Below are 15,230 nucleotides of genomic sequence, written 5' to 3'. Positions count from 1 at the left end.
TTGGCCGGATCGCAACCGAGTGCCTCCCACGGAGAATTGACCGATATCCGACAGGCCCAGGTTGCGCGGCGGAGTTCGCAAGCAAGGTGCGCCCCACAGTGTCGGCGTCGATCCGGCCGGGGCCATGCTGGATATCGCTCGGGTCGCTCCGGCCGGCGATCAGGTGATCTCTGTGCCCGGTCCTTAGCCGCAGCGGTAGTACTGCTTCAGGAACGGCACGAGGCTTTCGTGATAGCCACGTCCCTGCTCCTCCGGCCGCTCGCGCAGCCACGCCGCGTAACCAGCTGTGACGCTGGCGTGGCCGCCAAGGGCGACGCGCTCCTTCGCCGTCATGCCCTGGAAGCACCGGGATTGCCGCAGCAGGTCGCGCACGACGAGGAACAAGTCTGTGCTGACCCTGCGGTCCTGGTATTCCAGGCCGAAGAGGTACTCCGCGCCGGTGAACTCACGCTGCTCTGCCGCCTGCGCAGGTGTCGGGCCGAGTGTCAGCGCGATCGTCATGGTCAGCACCACCTTCACCGCGCTGCTCCGATGCGGATAGGGGCGCTGGCCGGACGCCCCATCCTCGTCGAGGTTGCCTGGGCGATCCGCCGGACGAACCGATGCTTCGTCGATCCCGCTGTCCAACATGGCGCGCAAACAGAGATATTGAGCCATCTTCAAGGTATCGCGACTGCTGCATAACACCACCAGACCACCAAAATGGTGATGTCCCCCGCTTCCTCGATTATTTGTCTGCGCAAGCAGGCGATTGCTATTACAAAATAGCTATGCTTTTGCGATCTAAATGATCGCACTCCGATTGAGATTGTCGTATTGGGTGCCTCCTCCAAAAGGAGGAGCGAGCGAGCATTTCAGATCCGTCCTACTTACAAAAAAAAGAGTAATCCAGCGCTCTCCACGGAGCGTGTTATTGTTCGACAAATCGGCCGCATCGGACACGCCAGCTGCATTGCATTCCGACACAAAATCAAATGAAAGATACAGGTCATTCAATAAAATGCGATGATCGCATATAAATTGGGAGGGGGCATCACGTGGTAAACATAGGGCCATCATGGATTCATCCGCTTCGATCCATTGCTCTGGCGTTGAGTTGTTGGGCCGCAATTCAGCCGACGTCTGCGGGATATCTACGCGGAAAGGCCCGGCATACAACGGATTTGAGTCTGCGGATTTCGACCCATCTGCTGCGACCGCCGGCACGGGCACTGCTGCGATCCGCCGATAGCATCCGATCCTGGGACTGGCTCTGGCAGCCGACATATGGGCGTCGTTGGCACGAGCGCTTCTATCGCGTTCGGGACGATCCGTATGGCTGCACAGTCAACCCATATGACAGGCAAAAATACGACCGCACGCTCGACTTGTTGGCCGGCCGTCAATTTCCAAGCGCGCTGGAGATCGGTTGCTCCGAAGGTGTCTTCACCGAAATGGTCGCGCCGCGATGCGGCAAGCTGCTCGGGATCGACCTTTCCGAACAGGCGGTCGAACGGGCAAGGGCCAGGCTCGCCCACCTCGATCATGTGACCGTCATGCGAGCCACGCTACCGATGGAGATGCCGCCTGGTTCCCACGACCTCATCCTTTGCCTGGATGTTCTGTATTACCTTCCGAAGGATGTGCTGATCGGATTTCTGCCTCGCCTCAAAGCCGCTCTTCGGCCCGGCGGGTTGCTGTTCGCCCTGCACTACCTTGGAGATTTCGGCCAGGCGATGCGAGGCAAGGAGGTGCACGACCTGCTGGTGGCGCGTCTGGGGCTCGAGGTCGGGCATGACGAGATCGTGCCCGGCGTCGGGCCAGCGGGCGCAGGCTGTCGCGTGACCTGCCTGGGAATACCCTTCCCCCGGCACGAGCACTCAGGCGAAGGCGAATAGCGAGCTGCCGCCAAGCCGGGCGGCCTCATCCCGGGCGGCCTGGCGACCTGATCTAGACGGCAGCCTGACAGACAGGCCTTCCAGCGCCCTCTGCCTCGACGGCAAGCCAGTACCGGAGGGTGTCGCGGATGCCGTCCTCGAGGCCGATTGCCGGCCTCCAGCCGAGCCTGGCCAGCTTTGTGGTGTCGAGAAGCTTGCGGGGGGTCCCGTCGGGCCGGCTCGGGTCGAAGGCGAGTTGCCCCTCATAGCCGACGACCCTGGCCACCAATCCGGCCAGATCGGCGATGGCGACGTCTTCCCCGGAGCCGATGTTGATCGGCGTCGGGTTGTCATAACGCTTCATCACCGCGACACAGGCGTCGGCGAGATCGTCGACATGCAAGAACTCGCGCCGCGGCCGCCCTGAGCCCCAGATCGTCACGGTCGCCTGTCCCTGGACCTTCGCCTCATGGATCCGTCGGATCAGCGCTGGCAGCACATGCGAGGTTTCCAGGTCGAAATTGTCGTTCGGGCCATAGAGGTTGGTCGGCATCGCCGAGACGAAGCGGCAGCCATACTGCCGGGCGTAGGACTCCACCAGCTTCACCCCGGCGATCTTGGCGATGGCATAGGCCTCGTTGGTCCCCTCCAGCGGCCCGGTGAGCAACCGGCTCTCCCGGATCGGCTGGGCGGTATCGCGCGGGTAGATACAACTTGAACCGAGATACAGCAGCTTCTCGACCCCGATCCGATGGGCCGCATGGATCACATTGGCGGCGATCATCAGGTTCTCGTAGAGGAACTCAGCCGGGTGGGTGGCGTTGGCTGCGATTCCGCCCACCCGCCCCGCCGCGGCGAACACAACCTCGGGCCGCTCCTCTGCCATCCACGCCTCGGTGGCGGCCTGGGAGGTCAGGTCGACGGTCGTGCGATCGGCGGTCAGAAGCGTGCAGTTCTCCCGCGCCAGCCGGCGCATCAGAGCCGAGCCGACCATGCCGTTGTGGCCCGTGACCCAAACGCGTTTCCCACCCAGGTCGAAACCTTCGCGCCCAACCGCCACGACCAAGACCATTCCTCAACCTCCGAGCCTTAATTCTTTGTAAAGATCGGACATTTACTCACCCTGGAACCTATTTTATGCGGCGACTTCAATGACGAGGCCTTGTACGAAAGAACAAAAGGGCCATCAAAGAGGCGCATCCGCGACCACGGAATCGGATCGAACGCCAAGCGAAGCCCCATTCGCCGCCACGGCGAAGGGGCGGGGCGCCCTTTCCGACGCAATCGCTTGAAGCGTCCACTCCGCTGCGGGGCACTCGCCGATACAGCGCCTCTGCCCACGGACTCGCCACGCCATTGTACAGACTTCCGCAAAGGGGAATGAACCGGCTGCAGGCGTCGGAGTGCGGGAGGACAGCAACGGGTCGAATCCGGTCCACCGCGCCCAGATGAGCGAACGTCGGCAAAGCGCCGCAAAGCCGTCGATGGCAAGGTGCATTGGCAACATTGCACTTTCAGGCCCTATGCCCGTTCCTCCCTCCTCGAACCTCCAAATTGCGCAACCGGTCGGCGCAAGGATTGCAGCACCCGCTATTTCTCATGGGCCGCAATTGTCGGATTCCTCCGGGCTGGCCGCCAGCGATGTAACCGACAGTGTTGTGAGATTTGTTTCTCATGACCCTGCCAATGTGCCGGCGGCAGACAACCCGCGGCGATCACGGCGGCCTTCGGAGGCTCACTGCTTCGGACGCCATGTCGCTTTTCTTCGGAATAAGCAATTATGCGCAACGGCGAATGATCCTCGGGAGGGGGATCATGATCCAGTCGGCGCGCGGCGCATTCGGTCTTCTGCTCAGAGCGGTCCTTCTTGCCGTCCTCGCGACGGTTTTCGCCGGCCTCGGGCCAAGCGGCCAGGTACTCGCCGCGAAAGACGACATCTGGACGCTGCAGGACATCAGGATCAACACGGAGAGGCTCTACCGCAGCGCGACCGTCATCAGCAAACGTCTGGACGGCAAGGGCGGTTTCCTCGAGTTCCAGCTGAGCGGCGACGACCAGTTGTCCAGCTGTCCGGGGGCTCGGAGCAGGTGCGCTTCAGCTGGGATTTTTTCGGAGACGTTTCGCAGTTGCCGGAAGGATCCGACGTGCAGCTGGGCCTGCACGGCGAACGTCTGCATATCACGCCACCCTGCGGCGGGCGATCGCCGCGGACGCCAGGACGACCGCCATCGGCAGCAAGGGCGGCAGCCCGGCTGCGTCCGAAGAACAGATGAAGATCACGGATGGGGACCGGTTCTACACCGGCCCCGACGTTGCGGGTGGTCGCCGCGGCGACTTCGAGGGCGGCTATATCCTGTGGAACCCGGCGACCGGCGGGTGCACCGCGCATCGTGACGGCAGCGTCGAATTCACGCTCGAACCAAGCACCAATCGCCCTGGTCTGGACTCCAGGGATTTCGACCTGATCCAGGAGGTCCCTGAACTGTGCCGCGATGCCTGCGCGGCGGACGCCATGTGCGTCGCCTACACCTATGTCAGGGGCGGAGTGCAAGGCCCCAAAGCTCGATGCTGGCTCAAATCCGCCGCCCCGGCTCCGGTCGCCCACGACTGCTGCGCGTCAGGGGTCAGGCGTTAACGCGCCACCCTGAGCGATTCACGTCCCGCACTCGGCAAGAATTGTCGGCAGGCCTCACGCCCAAACCCCCGACCGAATTCGAAGCAGACCTCGCCGCCCCCAACAGCTCCCTGTCACCGCAATTCTGCGGTTTTTCACGCGCCATAGCGGCCGCATGGGAGGCGAGAAGATCGCCAAAAGGTGCACTGTCAACGCAATCCCCCCATAGTCTGAGCCTCGAAGGGGAGGCTTATATGATTGCGAAGCTAGGGGTAGCGGTCACTGCGGCCATCTGGTTGGTCGGTTGTCAAGCAGGCGGCAGTCACTCCGCTATACCGTCGACGGCAACGAACGCTGGCGCGGATGAACTGTCAGCTGCCAGCAACTGGCAGTTGCCTTCCGACGGGGTTGTCCGCGATGGAAGAGCGGCAACCTCGATCGCGCGCGCGGTTTGGTTTTCTTCAACAGGGATCGACCCGAGCGGAAGCTCTGACGAGATATGGCAAAACGGGACGGTCGCCAAACTGGTGGGCGACATCTGGGTGATAGAGACAAAGCGAGAGCCAAACACCATCAGCGACGGGGTTCGGATCCTCATATCCAAGACAGATGGCAGGATCCTTGGCATCCATGTGTGGCAATAGGCCCCTTAGAGACCGTATGGAAACGAGTTGGCGTGAGTCGACTGGTGGTGGTTGCGAGAACCGGAGCGCAGCGGACATCGTCGTCCGTGAGCACCGGAAGCGCAGGAACCGCCATCAGGCGGCCGCGCCGGCGCGTTTCCATACGGTCTCTACCGCTTCGGCGTCATGCGCAGCAGCAGACCGTCGCGCAGGACGTAGTGGTGCAGCAGCGCCGCCGCGGCGTGGCCGCCCGACAGCACGATGATGACCCAGGCGTTCCATTCGTGGAGCAGGCCGAGGACGGTGCGGGCGTCGAGCGGCATCGCGAAGGGATCGGGAATGACGAACAGCCCGAAATAGGGCAGCGGCTGCTGCTGGGCCCAGCGCAGCAGGACGCCCAGCGTCACCTGGGCAGGCAGCAGGATGTAGAAGGCCAGGTGCACGATGCGGGACGCCACCCGGGCGGGGCCTGGACCAACCTGGGGCAGCCGGCCGCCCAGGGCCGCGCGCCACAGGATGCGGACCAGCAGGAGGCCGGCCAGGGTGATGCCCAGGGAGAAATGGAGATCGATCAGCCACAGCCGCGGCGGCGTGCGGCGCTCGAACTGCTGCCAGATCTGCGGCAGCGCGAACATCACCACCACCAGCACCGCCGTCAGCCAGTGCAGGACGATGGTGGTGGTGTCGTAGCGGCCCTGGGGCCGGGCCGCGGCCGGCATGGACGGAGTGTCTGCGGTCATGATCATGCTCCCGGTGTCGGAGGATGGGCGGGACGCCCGGCGGATCACGGGCGGCGTCAGAACAGGACCTGGATCCCGGTGAACAGGTCGGTGCTCTCCCAGGTGTCGCCGGAGTAGTAGTCCTGCTTCTGGTAGAACAGCTCGGCGTAGCTGCCCAATCCCGGGGCCAGGCTGTACAGTAACGCCACCCCGGCGACGTCATTCTGCTTGAGGTCGACGCCATCGGTCGCGGGGGATTTCAGGCCGCTGCCGGGCGGAAGCCAGGTGTAGGAGTAGTAGGTGCTGATCGACGCACTCTCGAACATGTAGGAAACGTCGAAGGAGATCGTGTCCATCTCGGTGTTCGACAGGGCGATGCTGGCGTTGTGCACCCAGTTGACGCTGGCGCCGAAATGATCGGTCAGGATCTGGCCGCCCAGGCTGACCACGGTGAGGTCGTTGCCCTTTTGATTGGCCTTGGAGGCGATGCCGTCGCCATAGCCGGCGGTGGCGCCGATGGCGAAGGAGCCATGGTCGAACTTGCCGCGGTACTGGATTCCGGCCGTGGTCACGTTCTGGTACACGGTCGCATCGTCGTTGGTCAGGTCCTCACGGCCGCCGCTGCCGTCATGCGGGCGGCTGGGCCCGACCTTCGCCCCGTCGACCGGCGTGAAGTCGACCGCGAACTGGAAGCCGCCGATCGAGGGCGAGTTGTACTTGATCTTGGTCTGGCGCGAGACGCCGGACTGGCCGCTGGGGTCGAGCGCGAAATAATCGCTGCCGCCGAACTGGAACACGCCGTCGAGCCCGTCGCCGAAGCCGCCGTTGAAGCCCAGCTGCGAATGCACGGCGTCATGGGCGTAGAAATAGCCGATCTCGCCCAGCACCGTCGGGGCGTCGCCGAAGGTGAAGGTGCCGAACGGCCCCCGGAGATAGACATAGGTCCGGTTGACTTGCACGCCGTTGCGACGATCGACACCGTCGAGACGAATCCGGGCGCCATAGTCCAGCCCGGAATCGGTGGCGTTGATCACGTCGAATTGGAGTCGTGCCGCCGACATGAAGTCGTAATCGCGGGCTCTCTTGTCCGAACTCGTGTCGGCCAGCACAATTCCCGTCTGGAACCCGACAAATCCGTTGATTTTGACTGCAATTTTGGCGGAAGCGGGGGCGGAGAACGCCGTCATGATGGCGATCGTCGCGCTTCCCGGCGCTATCCTCTTCATCAAGTCTGCTCCGAATGCAGCATGCCGCACCCGGCGCCGGCGGAAGCCGGTCGCGACGACATTGCACTTTGTTGTACAAAATGCAATTCATAGCCTGCAAGCCGAATCTTTGCCGAAGCGCGGAAATCTTCGCCGGCGCACAGCCAGCGGCCGTCGCCGCCCGCGAAGCCCGCGGCGGTGGGTCCCGGATCTTTCGAAGGCGCTTCCTGCCCTGCGGCCGGCTACGGGTGGCCCAGCACCCGGCGCACCACCGGCTCCAGCACCGCGTCGAGCGCGGCCGGGTCGTCCCAGGCCAGGTCGACGCGCAGCGCCTCGACCATCGGGCGCGCGGCCGGCGGCAGGCGCACCTGGTCCTTCTCGGTGGTCACCGCCACGGCGCCGCGCTCCTGCGCCGTCTCGACCAGCCGCATCATCTCGTCCGGGGTGTAGGCGTGGTGGTCGGGGAAGGCGATGCGGCCGACGATCTCGGCGCCCAGCTCGGCCAGGGTGACGAAGAACTTCTGCGGCCGGCCGATGCCGGCGAAGGCCAGGACGCGCCGGCCGCGCAGCCGGGCCGCATCCTCCGGCGCCGGTACCAGCCGGGCGCCCAGTGCGACCAGCCCGTGGCGCGCCGCCAGCGCTGCCATCCCGGTCTGGTCGCGCCCCATCACCACCAGCGCGTCGGCCCGCTTCAGCCCCGCCTGCGGCGTCTCGCGCAAGGGGCCGGCGGGCAGCACCAGGCCGTTGCCGAAGCCGACCGGGCCGTCGACCACCAGCAGCGACAGGTCCTTGGCCAGGCTGGGGTTCTGGAAGCCGTCATCCATCAGGATCAGGGCGGCGCCCGCCGCGGCGGCGGCACGGGCCCCCGCCGGCCGGTCGCGCGACACCCAGGCCGGCGCCGCGCGGGCCAGCAGCAGCGGCTCGTCGCCGACCTCGGCCGCGCCATGGACCGCCGGGTCGACCCGCACCGGGCCGGCCAGCGACCCGCCATGGCCGCGGCTGAGGGTGTGGGCGGTGATGCCGATCTCGGCCAGACGCCGCGCCAGAGCCAGGGCCACCGGGGTCTTGCCGGCGCCGCCCGCCACCAGGTTGCCGATGCAGACCACCGGCACCGGCGCCCGCTGCGGCGTCACCCAGGCCCGGCGCAGCCGCGACGCGGCGTCGTACAGGGCGCCGGCGGGGGCCAGCAGGCGGGCGGCCGCCGTGGCTTCCGGGCGATACCAGAAGCCGGGGGTCTTCATGCCCCGCCCGCCCTCATGCCAGGATCGGGGTGATCAGCGGCTCCAGCGTCGCCATCACGGTCGAGACCACGCCGCGGTTGCGCTGGGCCACGGCGGCGGCGGCGCGGGCCATGCGCCGGCGCTCCAGCGGGTCGTCCAGCAGCCGGCCGACCGCGACGGTCAGCGCCGCCGCATCGGCCACCGGCATGGCCGCGCGGGCCTGGCCCAGCTGCGCCGTGATGTCGGGGAAGTTGGTCATGTGCGGCCCATAGACCAGCGCCGCGCCCAGCTGCGCCGCCTCGATCGGGTTGTGCCCGCCGAACGGCACCAGCGACCCGCCGATGAAGCTGACCGGGCACACCCGCAGCCAGATCCCCATCTCGCCGATGGTGTCGGCCACCAGCACGTCGGTGCCGGCCTCCGGCAGGGCCGTCTCGCTGCGCCGGATCGCGCGCAGGCCCATCCCCTCGACCAGCCCGGCAATCTCGGCCCCGCGGTCGGGGTGGCGCGGCGCCAGGATGGTCAAGAGGCCCGGCCGCTTCGCCGCCAGCGCCTTGTGCGCCTCGGCGATCTGCGCCTCCTCGCCGGGATGGGTGCTGGCCGCCAGCCACACCGGGCGGCGGCCGATCGCGGCCCGCATCGCTGCCAGCTCCTCGAGGTCCGCGTCCGGCGGGTCGGAGGAGAATTTCAGATTGCCGACGGTGCCGACGCCGCGCGCGCCCAGGGCCCGGAAGTTGCGGGCCGACCGCTCATCCCAGGGCAGGATGACGCGGAAGATGCCGAGCAGCCGGCGGATCAGCCGCGGCAGCCGGCGCCAGCGCCGGAACGACCGCTCCGACATCCGGGCATTGACCAGGGCGATCGGCAGGCCGCGGGTCTCCATCTCGGTCAGCATGTTCGGCCAGATCTCGGATTCCACCCAGATCGCCAAATCCGGCTTCCAATGGTCGAGGAAGCGGCGGACGAACGCCATGCGGTCCATCGGCGCGAACTGGTGCACGGCGCGGTCGGGCAGCCGCTCGGCCACCAGCCGGGCCGAGGTCACGGTGCCGGTGGTGACCAGGACCGAGATGCGCGGGTCACGCTCCAGCAGGCGCCGCACCAGCACCTGGACCGACAGCACCTCGCCGACGCTGGCGGCATGGACCCAGATCACCGGGCCGGGCGGCCGGTCCAGGCTGGCATTGCCGAGTCGCTCGCCGCGACGAGCAGGATCCTCCCGGCCGGCGCGGGTGCGCCGGGCCAGCAGCAGGGGCACGAGGGGGCCGGCGGCATCGGTCAGGCCGCGGTAAAGCGCGTAGATCATCGGCCGCCAAAGGGGGTCAGGGTCATCGGAACGGGTGCAGATGGGTCAGGAACTGATCTGTACATGCCTCCCAGGAATAGCGCAGTGCGAAAGAACGGCAATCCTCTGATGACACTTTTAAGGCTTCGGTGATGGCGATGCCCAGATTTTCGTCGAGCCGGCCGACCGGCGCGTCGCCAATGACATCGGCCGGGCCCTGCACCGGATAGGCCGCCACCGGCACGCCGCAGGCCAGCGCCTCCAGCATCACCAGGCCGAAGGTGTCGGTGCGCGACGGGAACACGAAGACGTCGGCCGCGGCATAGGCGTCGACCAGCTCCTGCCCGTCCTTCGACCCGGTGAAGGTGACGCCGGGGTATTTCGCCTGGAACGCCGGCAGCGACGGGCCGCCGCCGACCACCACCTTCTCGCCGTCCAGCGGCAGCGACAGGAAGGCGTCGAGGTTCTTCTCCACCGCCACCCGGCCGACATAGAGGTGGCGTGGCCGCTCGTGCTTCAAGCCCTGGCCGGGCCGCTGGGCCGGCTGGAAGCGCTGGGTGTCGACGCCGCGGCTCCAGCGCGCCAGGCGGCGGAAGCCGCGGCTGGCCAGGTTCCGCTCCAGCGTGTCGGTCGCCACCATCACGGCGGCGGCGGCGCGGTGGAAATGCCGCAGCAGGGCATAGGTCGAGGCCAGCGGCATGCCGGTGCGCAGCTGGACGTATTCCGGGAACTGGGTGTGGAACGAGGTGGTGAAGGACAGCCGCCGGCGGATGCAGTAGCGCCGCGCCGCCCAGCCCAGCGGGCCTTCGGTCGAGATGTGGATGGCGTCGGGGTCGAAGCCGTCGATCAGCCGCGCCATGCGCCGGCCTTGGCCGATGGCCAGCCGGATCTCGGGATAGGTCGGGCACGGGATCGAGGCGAAGCGGTCGGGCCCCACCACCTCGACCACATGGCCGCGGCGGCGCAGCTCGTCGCGCGTCGATTCGATGGTGCGCACAACGCCGTTGACCTGGGGCAGCCAGGCATCGCTGACGATCAGGATGCGCATCAAGCCCTGGCCCGCATGTCCTGGAAGCCGAACTCCGCCTGGATCAAGCGGCGCGCCGGGGCTTCAGGTCCGGCTGCGGCGCGACGGCGTCGCGGGCCGCCACGATCTCCGCCCAGTGCAGGATCTCCAGGCGGCCGTCGTCATGCTCCACCAGCGCAGTGCAGCTCTCCACCCAGTCGCCGTCATTCACATAGGTCATGCCCTGCATGTCCTTCAGTTCGGCGGTGTGGATGTGGCCGCAGATGACCCCGTCCACGCCCCGCCGCTTGGCTTCCTCGACCAGGGCGATCTCGAACCGGCCGACGAATTCGACCGCGCGCTTCGCCCGCTGCTTCATATAGGCCGAGAGCGACCAGTAGGAGAAGCCGAGACGGCGGCGCACGAGGTTCAGCGCCGTGTTGAGGTGCAGGAGCAGCTCGTAGGCCTTGTCGCCGACATGGGCCAGCCATTTGGCGTAGCGCACCACCACGTCGAACTGGTCGCCATGGATCACCAGGAAGCGGCGGCCATCCGCCGTGACATGCAGGCAGTCCTCGGCCACCTCGACATCGCCGAAGCTCTGGCCCACGAACTGGCGCGCGGCCTCGTCATGGTTGCCGGGAATGAACAGGACGCGGGTGCCCTTGCGCGCCTTGCGCAGCAGCTTCTGGATCACGTCGTTGTGCTGCTGCGGCCAGTACCAGCTCTTCTTCAGCCGCCAGCCATCGACGATGTCGCCGACCAGATACAGCGCGTCGGAGTCGGTGTGCTTCAGGAAATCGAGGAGCAGGTTGGCGTTGCAGGCCCGGGTGCCGAGATGGACGTCCGAGATCCAGATGGTGCGATAGCGCGTCACCTGCTCCATGGGCCGTCAATCCTTCAGCGGTCGCCTACCGTCCATATAAACGAGACGCCGTTCGGGAACAACATATAGATGCAACCGGTGATTCTGCACTGGATAAACTTAATAAAACGGTCACGAGTGCTTTCTCGGGCCCGGTTTGATGCCGATTGTTTCGATTTGTTTCGTCGGGGATGTGAATCTTTTCTGAACGCGGCCAGTTGGCCGGCCCTCCCCGCGGCACCGCCGGGGGGAGGGCCGGCCCGAGGCCTGGGCTACAGCGTGAAATCCGCCGCGGTCAGGGCGTGGTCGGACACGACGTTGATGGCGAAGTCGAGCTGCCGGTCGCCATTGGTGTCGGCCGCGACCAGTTGCACCCCGCCGATGGTCACCACCCGCAACTCGCCGGCCACGCCGGTGAAGGCGCCGGTGCCGAAGATGAAGGCCCCATTGCCGGGCCCGGCGCCGTTGGCGTCGATCGCCGACAGGTCGATCTTGTCGCCGGTGGAGAAGTCGCCGATCACGTCCTTGCCCGCCGCCGCCACCGTGCTGTCGCCGATCACGAGATAGACGAAGGTGTCGTTGCCGGCGCCGCCCTTCAGCAGGTCGCCGCCGCCGCCACCGGTCAGGGTGTCGTCACCGCCCAGGCCCTGCAGCGTGTTGGCGCTGGCATCACCGGTCAGCACGTCGTTGAAAGCCGACCCCAGCACCTGCTCGATGCCGGACAGGGTGTCGCCCTGAGCATCACCGCCAACGCCGGCACCGGTGGCCAGGTTCACCGTCACCGCGGAGGCGGAGTTGGCGTAATAGGCCGTGTCGATGCCGTCGCCGCCATTCAGCGCGTCGGCCCCGCCATCCCCTTCCAGGACGTCGTTGCCGGTGCCGCCGTTCAGGGTGTCGCCGCCATCGCCGCCGCGCAGGACGTCATTACCGTCACCACCACCCATGACATCGGCGCCGGCCTGGCCATAGAGGGCATCATTGTCGGCCCCGCCGTCGATCTGGTCGTCGCCGTCGCCGCCGGCGACGGTGTCGTTGCCGTCATCACCGAACAGGGTGTCGTTGTCGGCCCCGCCGTCGATCGAGTCGACGCCAGTGCCGCCATGGATGGTGTCGGTGCCGGCAGCGCCGACCAGCCGGTCGGCCCCGTCGCCGCCGTCGAGATTGTCGTTGCCGGCCTCGCCGTTCATGGCGTCGTCGCCGCCATTGCCGACCAGGACGTCATCGCCGTTCTCGCCGCCGATGATGTTGGCGCCGCTGTTGCCGGTCAGGTGGTCGGCATTGCTGGAGCCGTAGAGGTTCTCGATGCTGGTCAGGGTGTCGCCCTGGGCGTCGCCGCCGGTGTTGATGCCGGTCGAGAGGTCGACATTGACCCCCGCGGCCGAGCCCTGGTAGTTGGCGAAATCCGAGCCGTTGCCGCCGTCGAGGATGTCGATGCCGGCGCCGCCGCGCAGGGTGTCGTTGCCGTCGCTGCCCAGGATGATGTCGTTGCCGGCGAAGCCGTACAGCCTGTCGGCCATGGACGACCCGGTGATGGTATCGTCGCCCGAGAATACGGTGGCGAGAAGGGTCAACTCGTCACCGCCGAGAAGGAACGCCGTGGCCAGGTCCGCGAGCGGCACGCTGGTGCCGGTGATGGAGAACACCGGAAGCAGCTTGGTGTAGGTCAGCGAGGTGACCGTGCCGGTGACGAGGACCGGCGGAAAAAAGCCCAGGCCGGTGCCGACGATCGTCAGCGAGCCCAGGTCGTTGAAGAAGACCGTGCCGCCGAGCGGCGTGAACACCGGGGGCGGCGCCAGCGCGACGCCCGAGGACGCGACGTTGTGCAGCGATCCGAACTGGATGCCGTCGCCGAGAAAGTCGCCGTTGCTGTCGATGCCGGTGACGTTGAGAACCGAGAAAATCGCCACTGAAATTCCCCCTGTTGGCCTCGATCCTGAAATCGCGGCCGCGACGGGCCGTCGTGGATCGGGTCTGTTGAGTTCGATCAGCGCCCCCGCAAGCCGGGAGCTTTCGCGGCAAGGCAAACCTCGCCATTCGAAATATCGGATACGTATAAATTTCTATCTAATATCATAGTATGCAGGCCTGGCGAATGCGAGCGAAAAGACTCGCCGGGTTCTCACATCGGGCCGGCGCCGGTGGCCCGGATGCCTTGCGGCACCCGGGCCCAGGTCGCGCTACAAGGTGAAGTCTGCCGCGGTCAGGGCGTGGTCGGAGATCACGTTGATGGCGAAGTCGATCTGCCGGTCGCCAGTAGTGTCGGCCGCGACCAGTTGCACCCCGCCGATGGTCACCACCCGCAATTCCCCGGCCACGCCGGTGAAGGCGCCGGTGCCGAAGATGAAGGCCCCATTGCCGGGCCCGGCGCCGTTGGCGTCGATCGCCGACAGGTCGATCTTGTCGCCGGTGGTGAAGTCGGCGATCACGTCCTTGCCCCCCGCCGCCACCGTGCTGTCGCCGATCACGGCATAGGCGAAGGTGTCGTTGCCGGCCCCGCCCTTCAGCAGGTCGCCGCCGGCGCGCCCGGTCAGCGTGTCGTCGCCGGCCAGGCCCCACAGGGTGTTGGCGCCGGCGTCGCCGCGGAGCACGTCGTTGAAGGCCGACCCGACCACCTGCTCGACGCCGGTCAGGGTGTCGCCCTGGGCGTCGCCGCCCAGGCCGGTGCCGGCGGCCAGATCCACCGTCACCGCCGATGCCGAGGCGGCATAGTAGGCGGTGTCGATCCCGGCGCCGCCGGTCAGCCCGTCGATCCCGGCGCCCCCGATCAGGACATCGTTGCCATCGCCGCCATCGAGGGTGTCGCCGCCATCGCCGCCATAGAGGGTGTCGGCGCCGGCGCCGCCGGTGAGGGTGTCGATCCCAACCGCACCTTGCAGGACATCGTTGTCGTCGCCGCCGTCGAGAGTGTCGTCGCCGTCGCCGCCATAGAGGATGTCGTTGCCGGCACCGCCGAAGGCGCCATCGTTGCCGATGCCGCCATCGACCGAGTCGTTGCCGTTGTCGCCGGTGATGGTGTCGGCCCCGTCGCCGCCGACCAGCCGGTCATTGCCGTCCCGGCCATTGAGGATGTCGTCGCCGGCCTCGCCGCCCAGGCCGTCGTCGCCGCCGCGGCCATCGATGAGATCGGCCCCGTTCTCGCCGCCGATGATGTTGCTGCCGCCGTCGCCGGACAGGGTGTCGCCGAAGCTGGAGCCGTAGAGGTTCTCGATGCTGATCAGCGTGTCGCCGGTGGCGTCACCGCTGAAGAGCAGGTTGCTCTGGATGTCGACGAAGACCTCCTGGCTCGATCCCTGGTAGTTGGCGAAGTCCGAGCCGTTGCCGCCATTGAGGGTGTCGCCGCCGGCGCCACCGCGCAGTGTGTCGTTGCCGTCGCCGCCGTTGATGGTGTCGGCACCGTCGAAGCCGATCAGGAAATCGGCCTGGCTGGAACCGGTGATGGTGTCGGCCCCGGAGAAGATGATGGCCAGTGCCGCCAACTCGCCGCCGGGGGTGAGGAAGCCCGAGGCCACATCCGCCAGCGGCGTGCTCATGCCGGTGATCGAGAAGATCGGGGTGATCCCCGGCTTGCTGTAGGTCAGGCTGTTGACGGTGCCGCCGAAGGTGTTCGGAAAGATGAACGACATCGCGGCCCCGGTGATGGACAGTACCCCGGTGTCGTTGAAGGAGACGGTGCCGATCAACGGCGTGATGATCGGAATGCCTGCGATGCCCGAGGACGCGATCTGCGACAGCGTCCCGAACTGGATGCCCGCGCCGTTGAGGCCGGTGCCGTTGAGAACGGAAAAGACAGCCATGGAAGTTCCCCCTTGCTGATGTCTCCGGTGGCCCGATATTGCG

Annotated in this window: 13 protein-coding genes; 3 read left to right on the top strand and 10 right to left on the bottom strand. The window is 66.8% G+C overall.

Features of this window, described 5'->3' with window-relative positions:
• Positions 1-183: 183 nt before the first annotated feature.
• Positions 184-657 carry a hypothetical protein gene (locus tag E9232_RS15050; RefSeq protein WP_309794973.1) on the bottom strand — a complete coding sequence of 158 codons (474 nt, stop codon included), beginning with the start codon at positions 655-657 and terminating at the stop codon, positions 184-186.
• Between the two features lie 506 nt (positions 658-1,163).
• On the opposite strand from E9232_RS15050, the gene E9232_RS15045 reads away from it, so the two are divergent.
• Positions 1,164-1,877, top strand: coding sequence for a class I SAM-dependent DNA methyltransferase (locus tag E9232_RS15045; protein WP_309794972.1), 714 nt, complete (start codon positions 1,164-1,166; stop codon positions 1,875-1,877).
• 52 nt (positions 1,878-1,929) lie between these two features.
• Here E9232_RS15045 and E9232_RS15040 read toward each other — a convergent pair whose 3' ends face one another.
• A complete protein-coding gene (locus E9232_RS15040; protein ID WP_309794971.1) occupies positions 1,930-2,928 on the bottom strand; it encodes a GDP-L-fucose synthase family protein in 999 nt (332 codons plus the stop codon).
• A 1,197-nt stretch (positions 2,929-4,125) separates the two neighbouring features.
• Between E9232_RS15040 and E9232_RS15035 the strand changes: the two genes are divergently transcribed.
• Entirely contained in the window at positions 4,126-4,491 is a 366-nt protein-coding gene (locus tag E9232_RS15035; protein ID WP_309794970.1) for a PAN domain-containing protein, read from the top strand.
• Positions 4,492-4,724: 233 nt separating this feature from the next.
• The gene (locus tag E9232_RS15030) at positions 4,725-5,114 is read left to right on the top strand and encodes a hypothetical protein (RefSeq protein ID WP_309794969.1); all 390 of its coding nucleotides are present in this window, start codon (positions 4,725-4,727) and stop codon (positions 5,112-5,114) included.
• A gap of 149 nt (positions 5,115-5,263) precedes the next feature.
• Here the strand turns inward: E9232_RS15030 and E9232_RS15025 are convergent, their stop codons facing one another.
• The 8 genes from E9232_RS15025 to E9232_RS14990 all read right to left on the bottom strand — a co-directional run bounded on the left by E9232_RS15025 (position 5,264) and on the right by E9232_RS14990 (position 15,187).
• On the bottom strand, positions 5,264-5,833 hold the full coding sequence (locus tag E9232_RS15025; protein ID WP_309794968.1) for a cytochrome b: 570 nt from the start codon (positions 5,831-5,833) through the stop codon (positions 5,264-5,266).
• Between the two features lie 56 nt (positions 5,834-5,889).
• Complete coding sequence (locus E9232_RS15020; protein WP_309794967.1) at positions 5,890-7,038, bottom strand: porin; 1,149 nt, start codon at positions 7,036-7,038, stop codon at positions 5,890-5,892.
• 221 nt (positions 7,039-7,259) lie between these two features.
• Entirely contained in the window at positions 7,260-8,258 is a 999-nt protein-coding gene (gene lpxK / locus E9232_RS15015; RefSeq protein ID WP_309794966.1) for a tetraacyldisaccharide 4'-kinase, read from the bottom strand.
• Positions 8,259-8,271: 13 nt separating this feature from the next.
• Entirely contained in the window at positions 8,272-9,543 is a 1,272-nt protein-coding gene (locus E9232_RS15010) for a 3-deoxy-D-manno-octulosonic acid transferase (RefSeq protein WP_309794965.1), read from the bottom strand.
• Between the two features lie 22 nt (positions 9,544-9,565).
• Positions 9,566-10,570 carry a glycosyltransferase family 4 protein gene (locus E9232_RS15005; protein WP_309794964.1) on the bottom strand — a complete coding sequence of 335 codons (1,005 nt, stop codon included), beginning with the start codon at positions 10,568-10,570 and terminating at the stop codon, positions 9,566-9,568.
• Between the two features lie 43 nt (positions 10,571-10,613).
• The gene (locus tag E9232_RS15000; protein ID WP_309794963.1) at positions 10,614-11,414 is read right to left on the bottom strand and encodes a UDP-2,3-diacylglucosamine diphosphatase; all 801 of its coding nucleotides are present in this window, start codon (positions 11,412-11,414) and stop codon (positions 10,614-10,616) included.
• Positions 11,415-11,665: 251 nt separating this feature from the next.
• Complete coding sequence (locus E9232_RS14995) at positions 11,666-13,300, bottom strand: calcium-binding protein (protein WP_309794962.1); 1,635 nt, start codon at positions 13,298-13,300, stop codon at positions 11,666-11,668.
• 270 nt (positions 13,301-13,570) lie between these two features.
• Positions 13,571-15,187 carry a calcium-binding protein gene (locus E9232_RS14990; RefSeq protein WP_309794961.1) on the bottom strand — a complete coding sequence of 539 codons (1,617 nt, stop codon included), beginning with the start codon at positions 15,185-15,187 and terminating at the stop codon, positions 13,571-13,573.
• Positions 15,188-15,230: the final 43 nt, after the last annotated feature.

This window comes from Inquilinus ginsengisoli, assembly GCF_031453975.1.
Classification (GTDB): Bacteria; Pseudomonadota; Alphaproteobacteria; order DSM-16000; family Inquilinaceae; genus Inquilinus; species Inquilinus ginsengisoli_A.
The sequence above is the reverse complement of the archived record's forward strand: the minus strand, read 5'-3'. Positions and strand labels throughout refer to the sequence as shown.

Bases quoted from the DNA above. Each gene is read 5' to 3' on its own strand.
- E9232_RS15050 (WP_309794973.1), bottom strand. From the start codon at position 657: ATGGCTCAATATCTCTGTTTGCGCGCCATGTTGGACAGCGGGATCGAC.
- E9232_RS15040 (WP_309794971.1), bottom strand. From the start codon at position 2,928: ATGGTCTTGGTCGTGGCGGTTGGGCGCGAAGGTTTCGACCTGGGTGGG.
- E9232_RS15035 (WP_309794970.1), top strand. From the start codon at position 4,126: ATGAAGATCACGGATGGGGACCGGTTCTACACCGGCCCCGACGTTGCG.
- E9232_RS15030 (WP_309794969.1), top strand. From the start codon at position 4,725: ATGATTGCGAAGCTAGGGGTAGCGGTCACTGCGGCCATCTGGTTGGTC.
- E9232_RS15025 (WP_309794968.1), bottom strand. From the start codon at position 5,833: ATGACCGCAGACACTCCGTCCATGCCGGCCGCGGCCCGGCCCCAGGGC.
- E9232_RS15020 (WP_309794967.1), bottom strand. From the start codon at position 7,038: ATGAAGAGGATAGCGCCGGGAAGCGCGACGATCGCCATCATGACGGCG.
- lpxK (WP_309794966.1), bottom strand. From the start codon at position 8,258: ATGAAGACCCCCGGCTTCTGGTATCGCCCGGAAGCCACGGCGGCCGCC.
- E9232_RS15010 (WP_309794965.1), bottom strand. From the start codon at position 9,543: ATGATCTACGCGCTTTACCGCGGCCTGACCGATGCCGCCGGCCCCCTC.
- E9232_RS15005 (WP_309794964.1), bottom strand. From the start codon at position 10,570: ATGCGCATCCTGATCGTCAGCGATGCCTGGCTGCCCCAGGTCAACGGC.
- E9232_RS15000 (WP_309794963.1), bottom strand. From the start codon at position 11,414: ATGGAGCAGGTGACGCGCTATCGCACCATCTGGATCTCGGACGTCCAT.
- E9232_RS14990 (WP_309794961.1), bottom strand. From the start codon at position 15,187: ATGGCTGTCTTTTCCGTTCTCAACGGCACCGGCCTCAACGGCGCGGGC.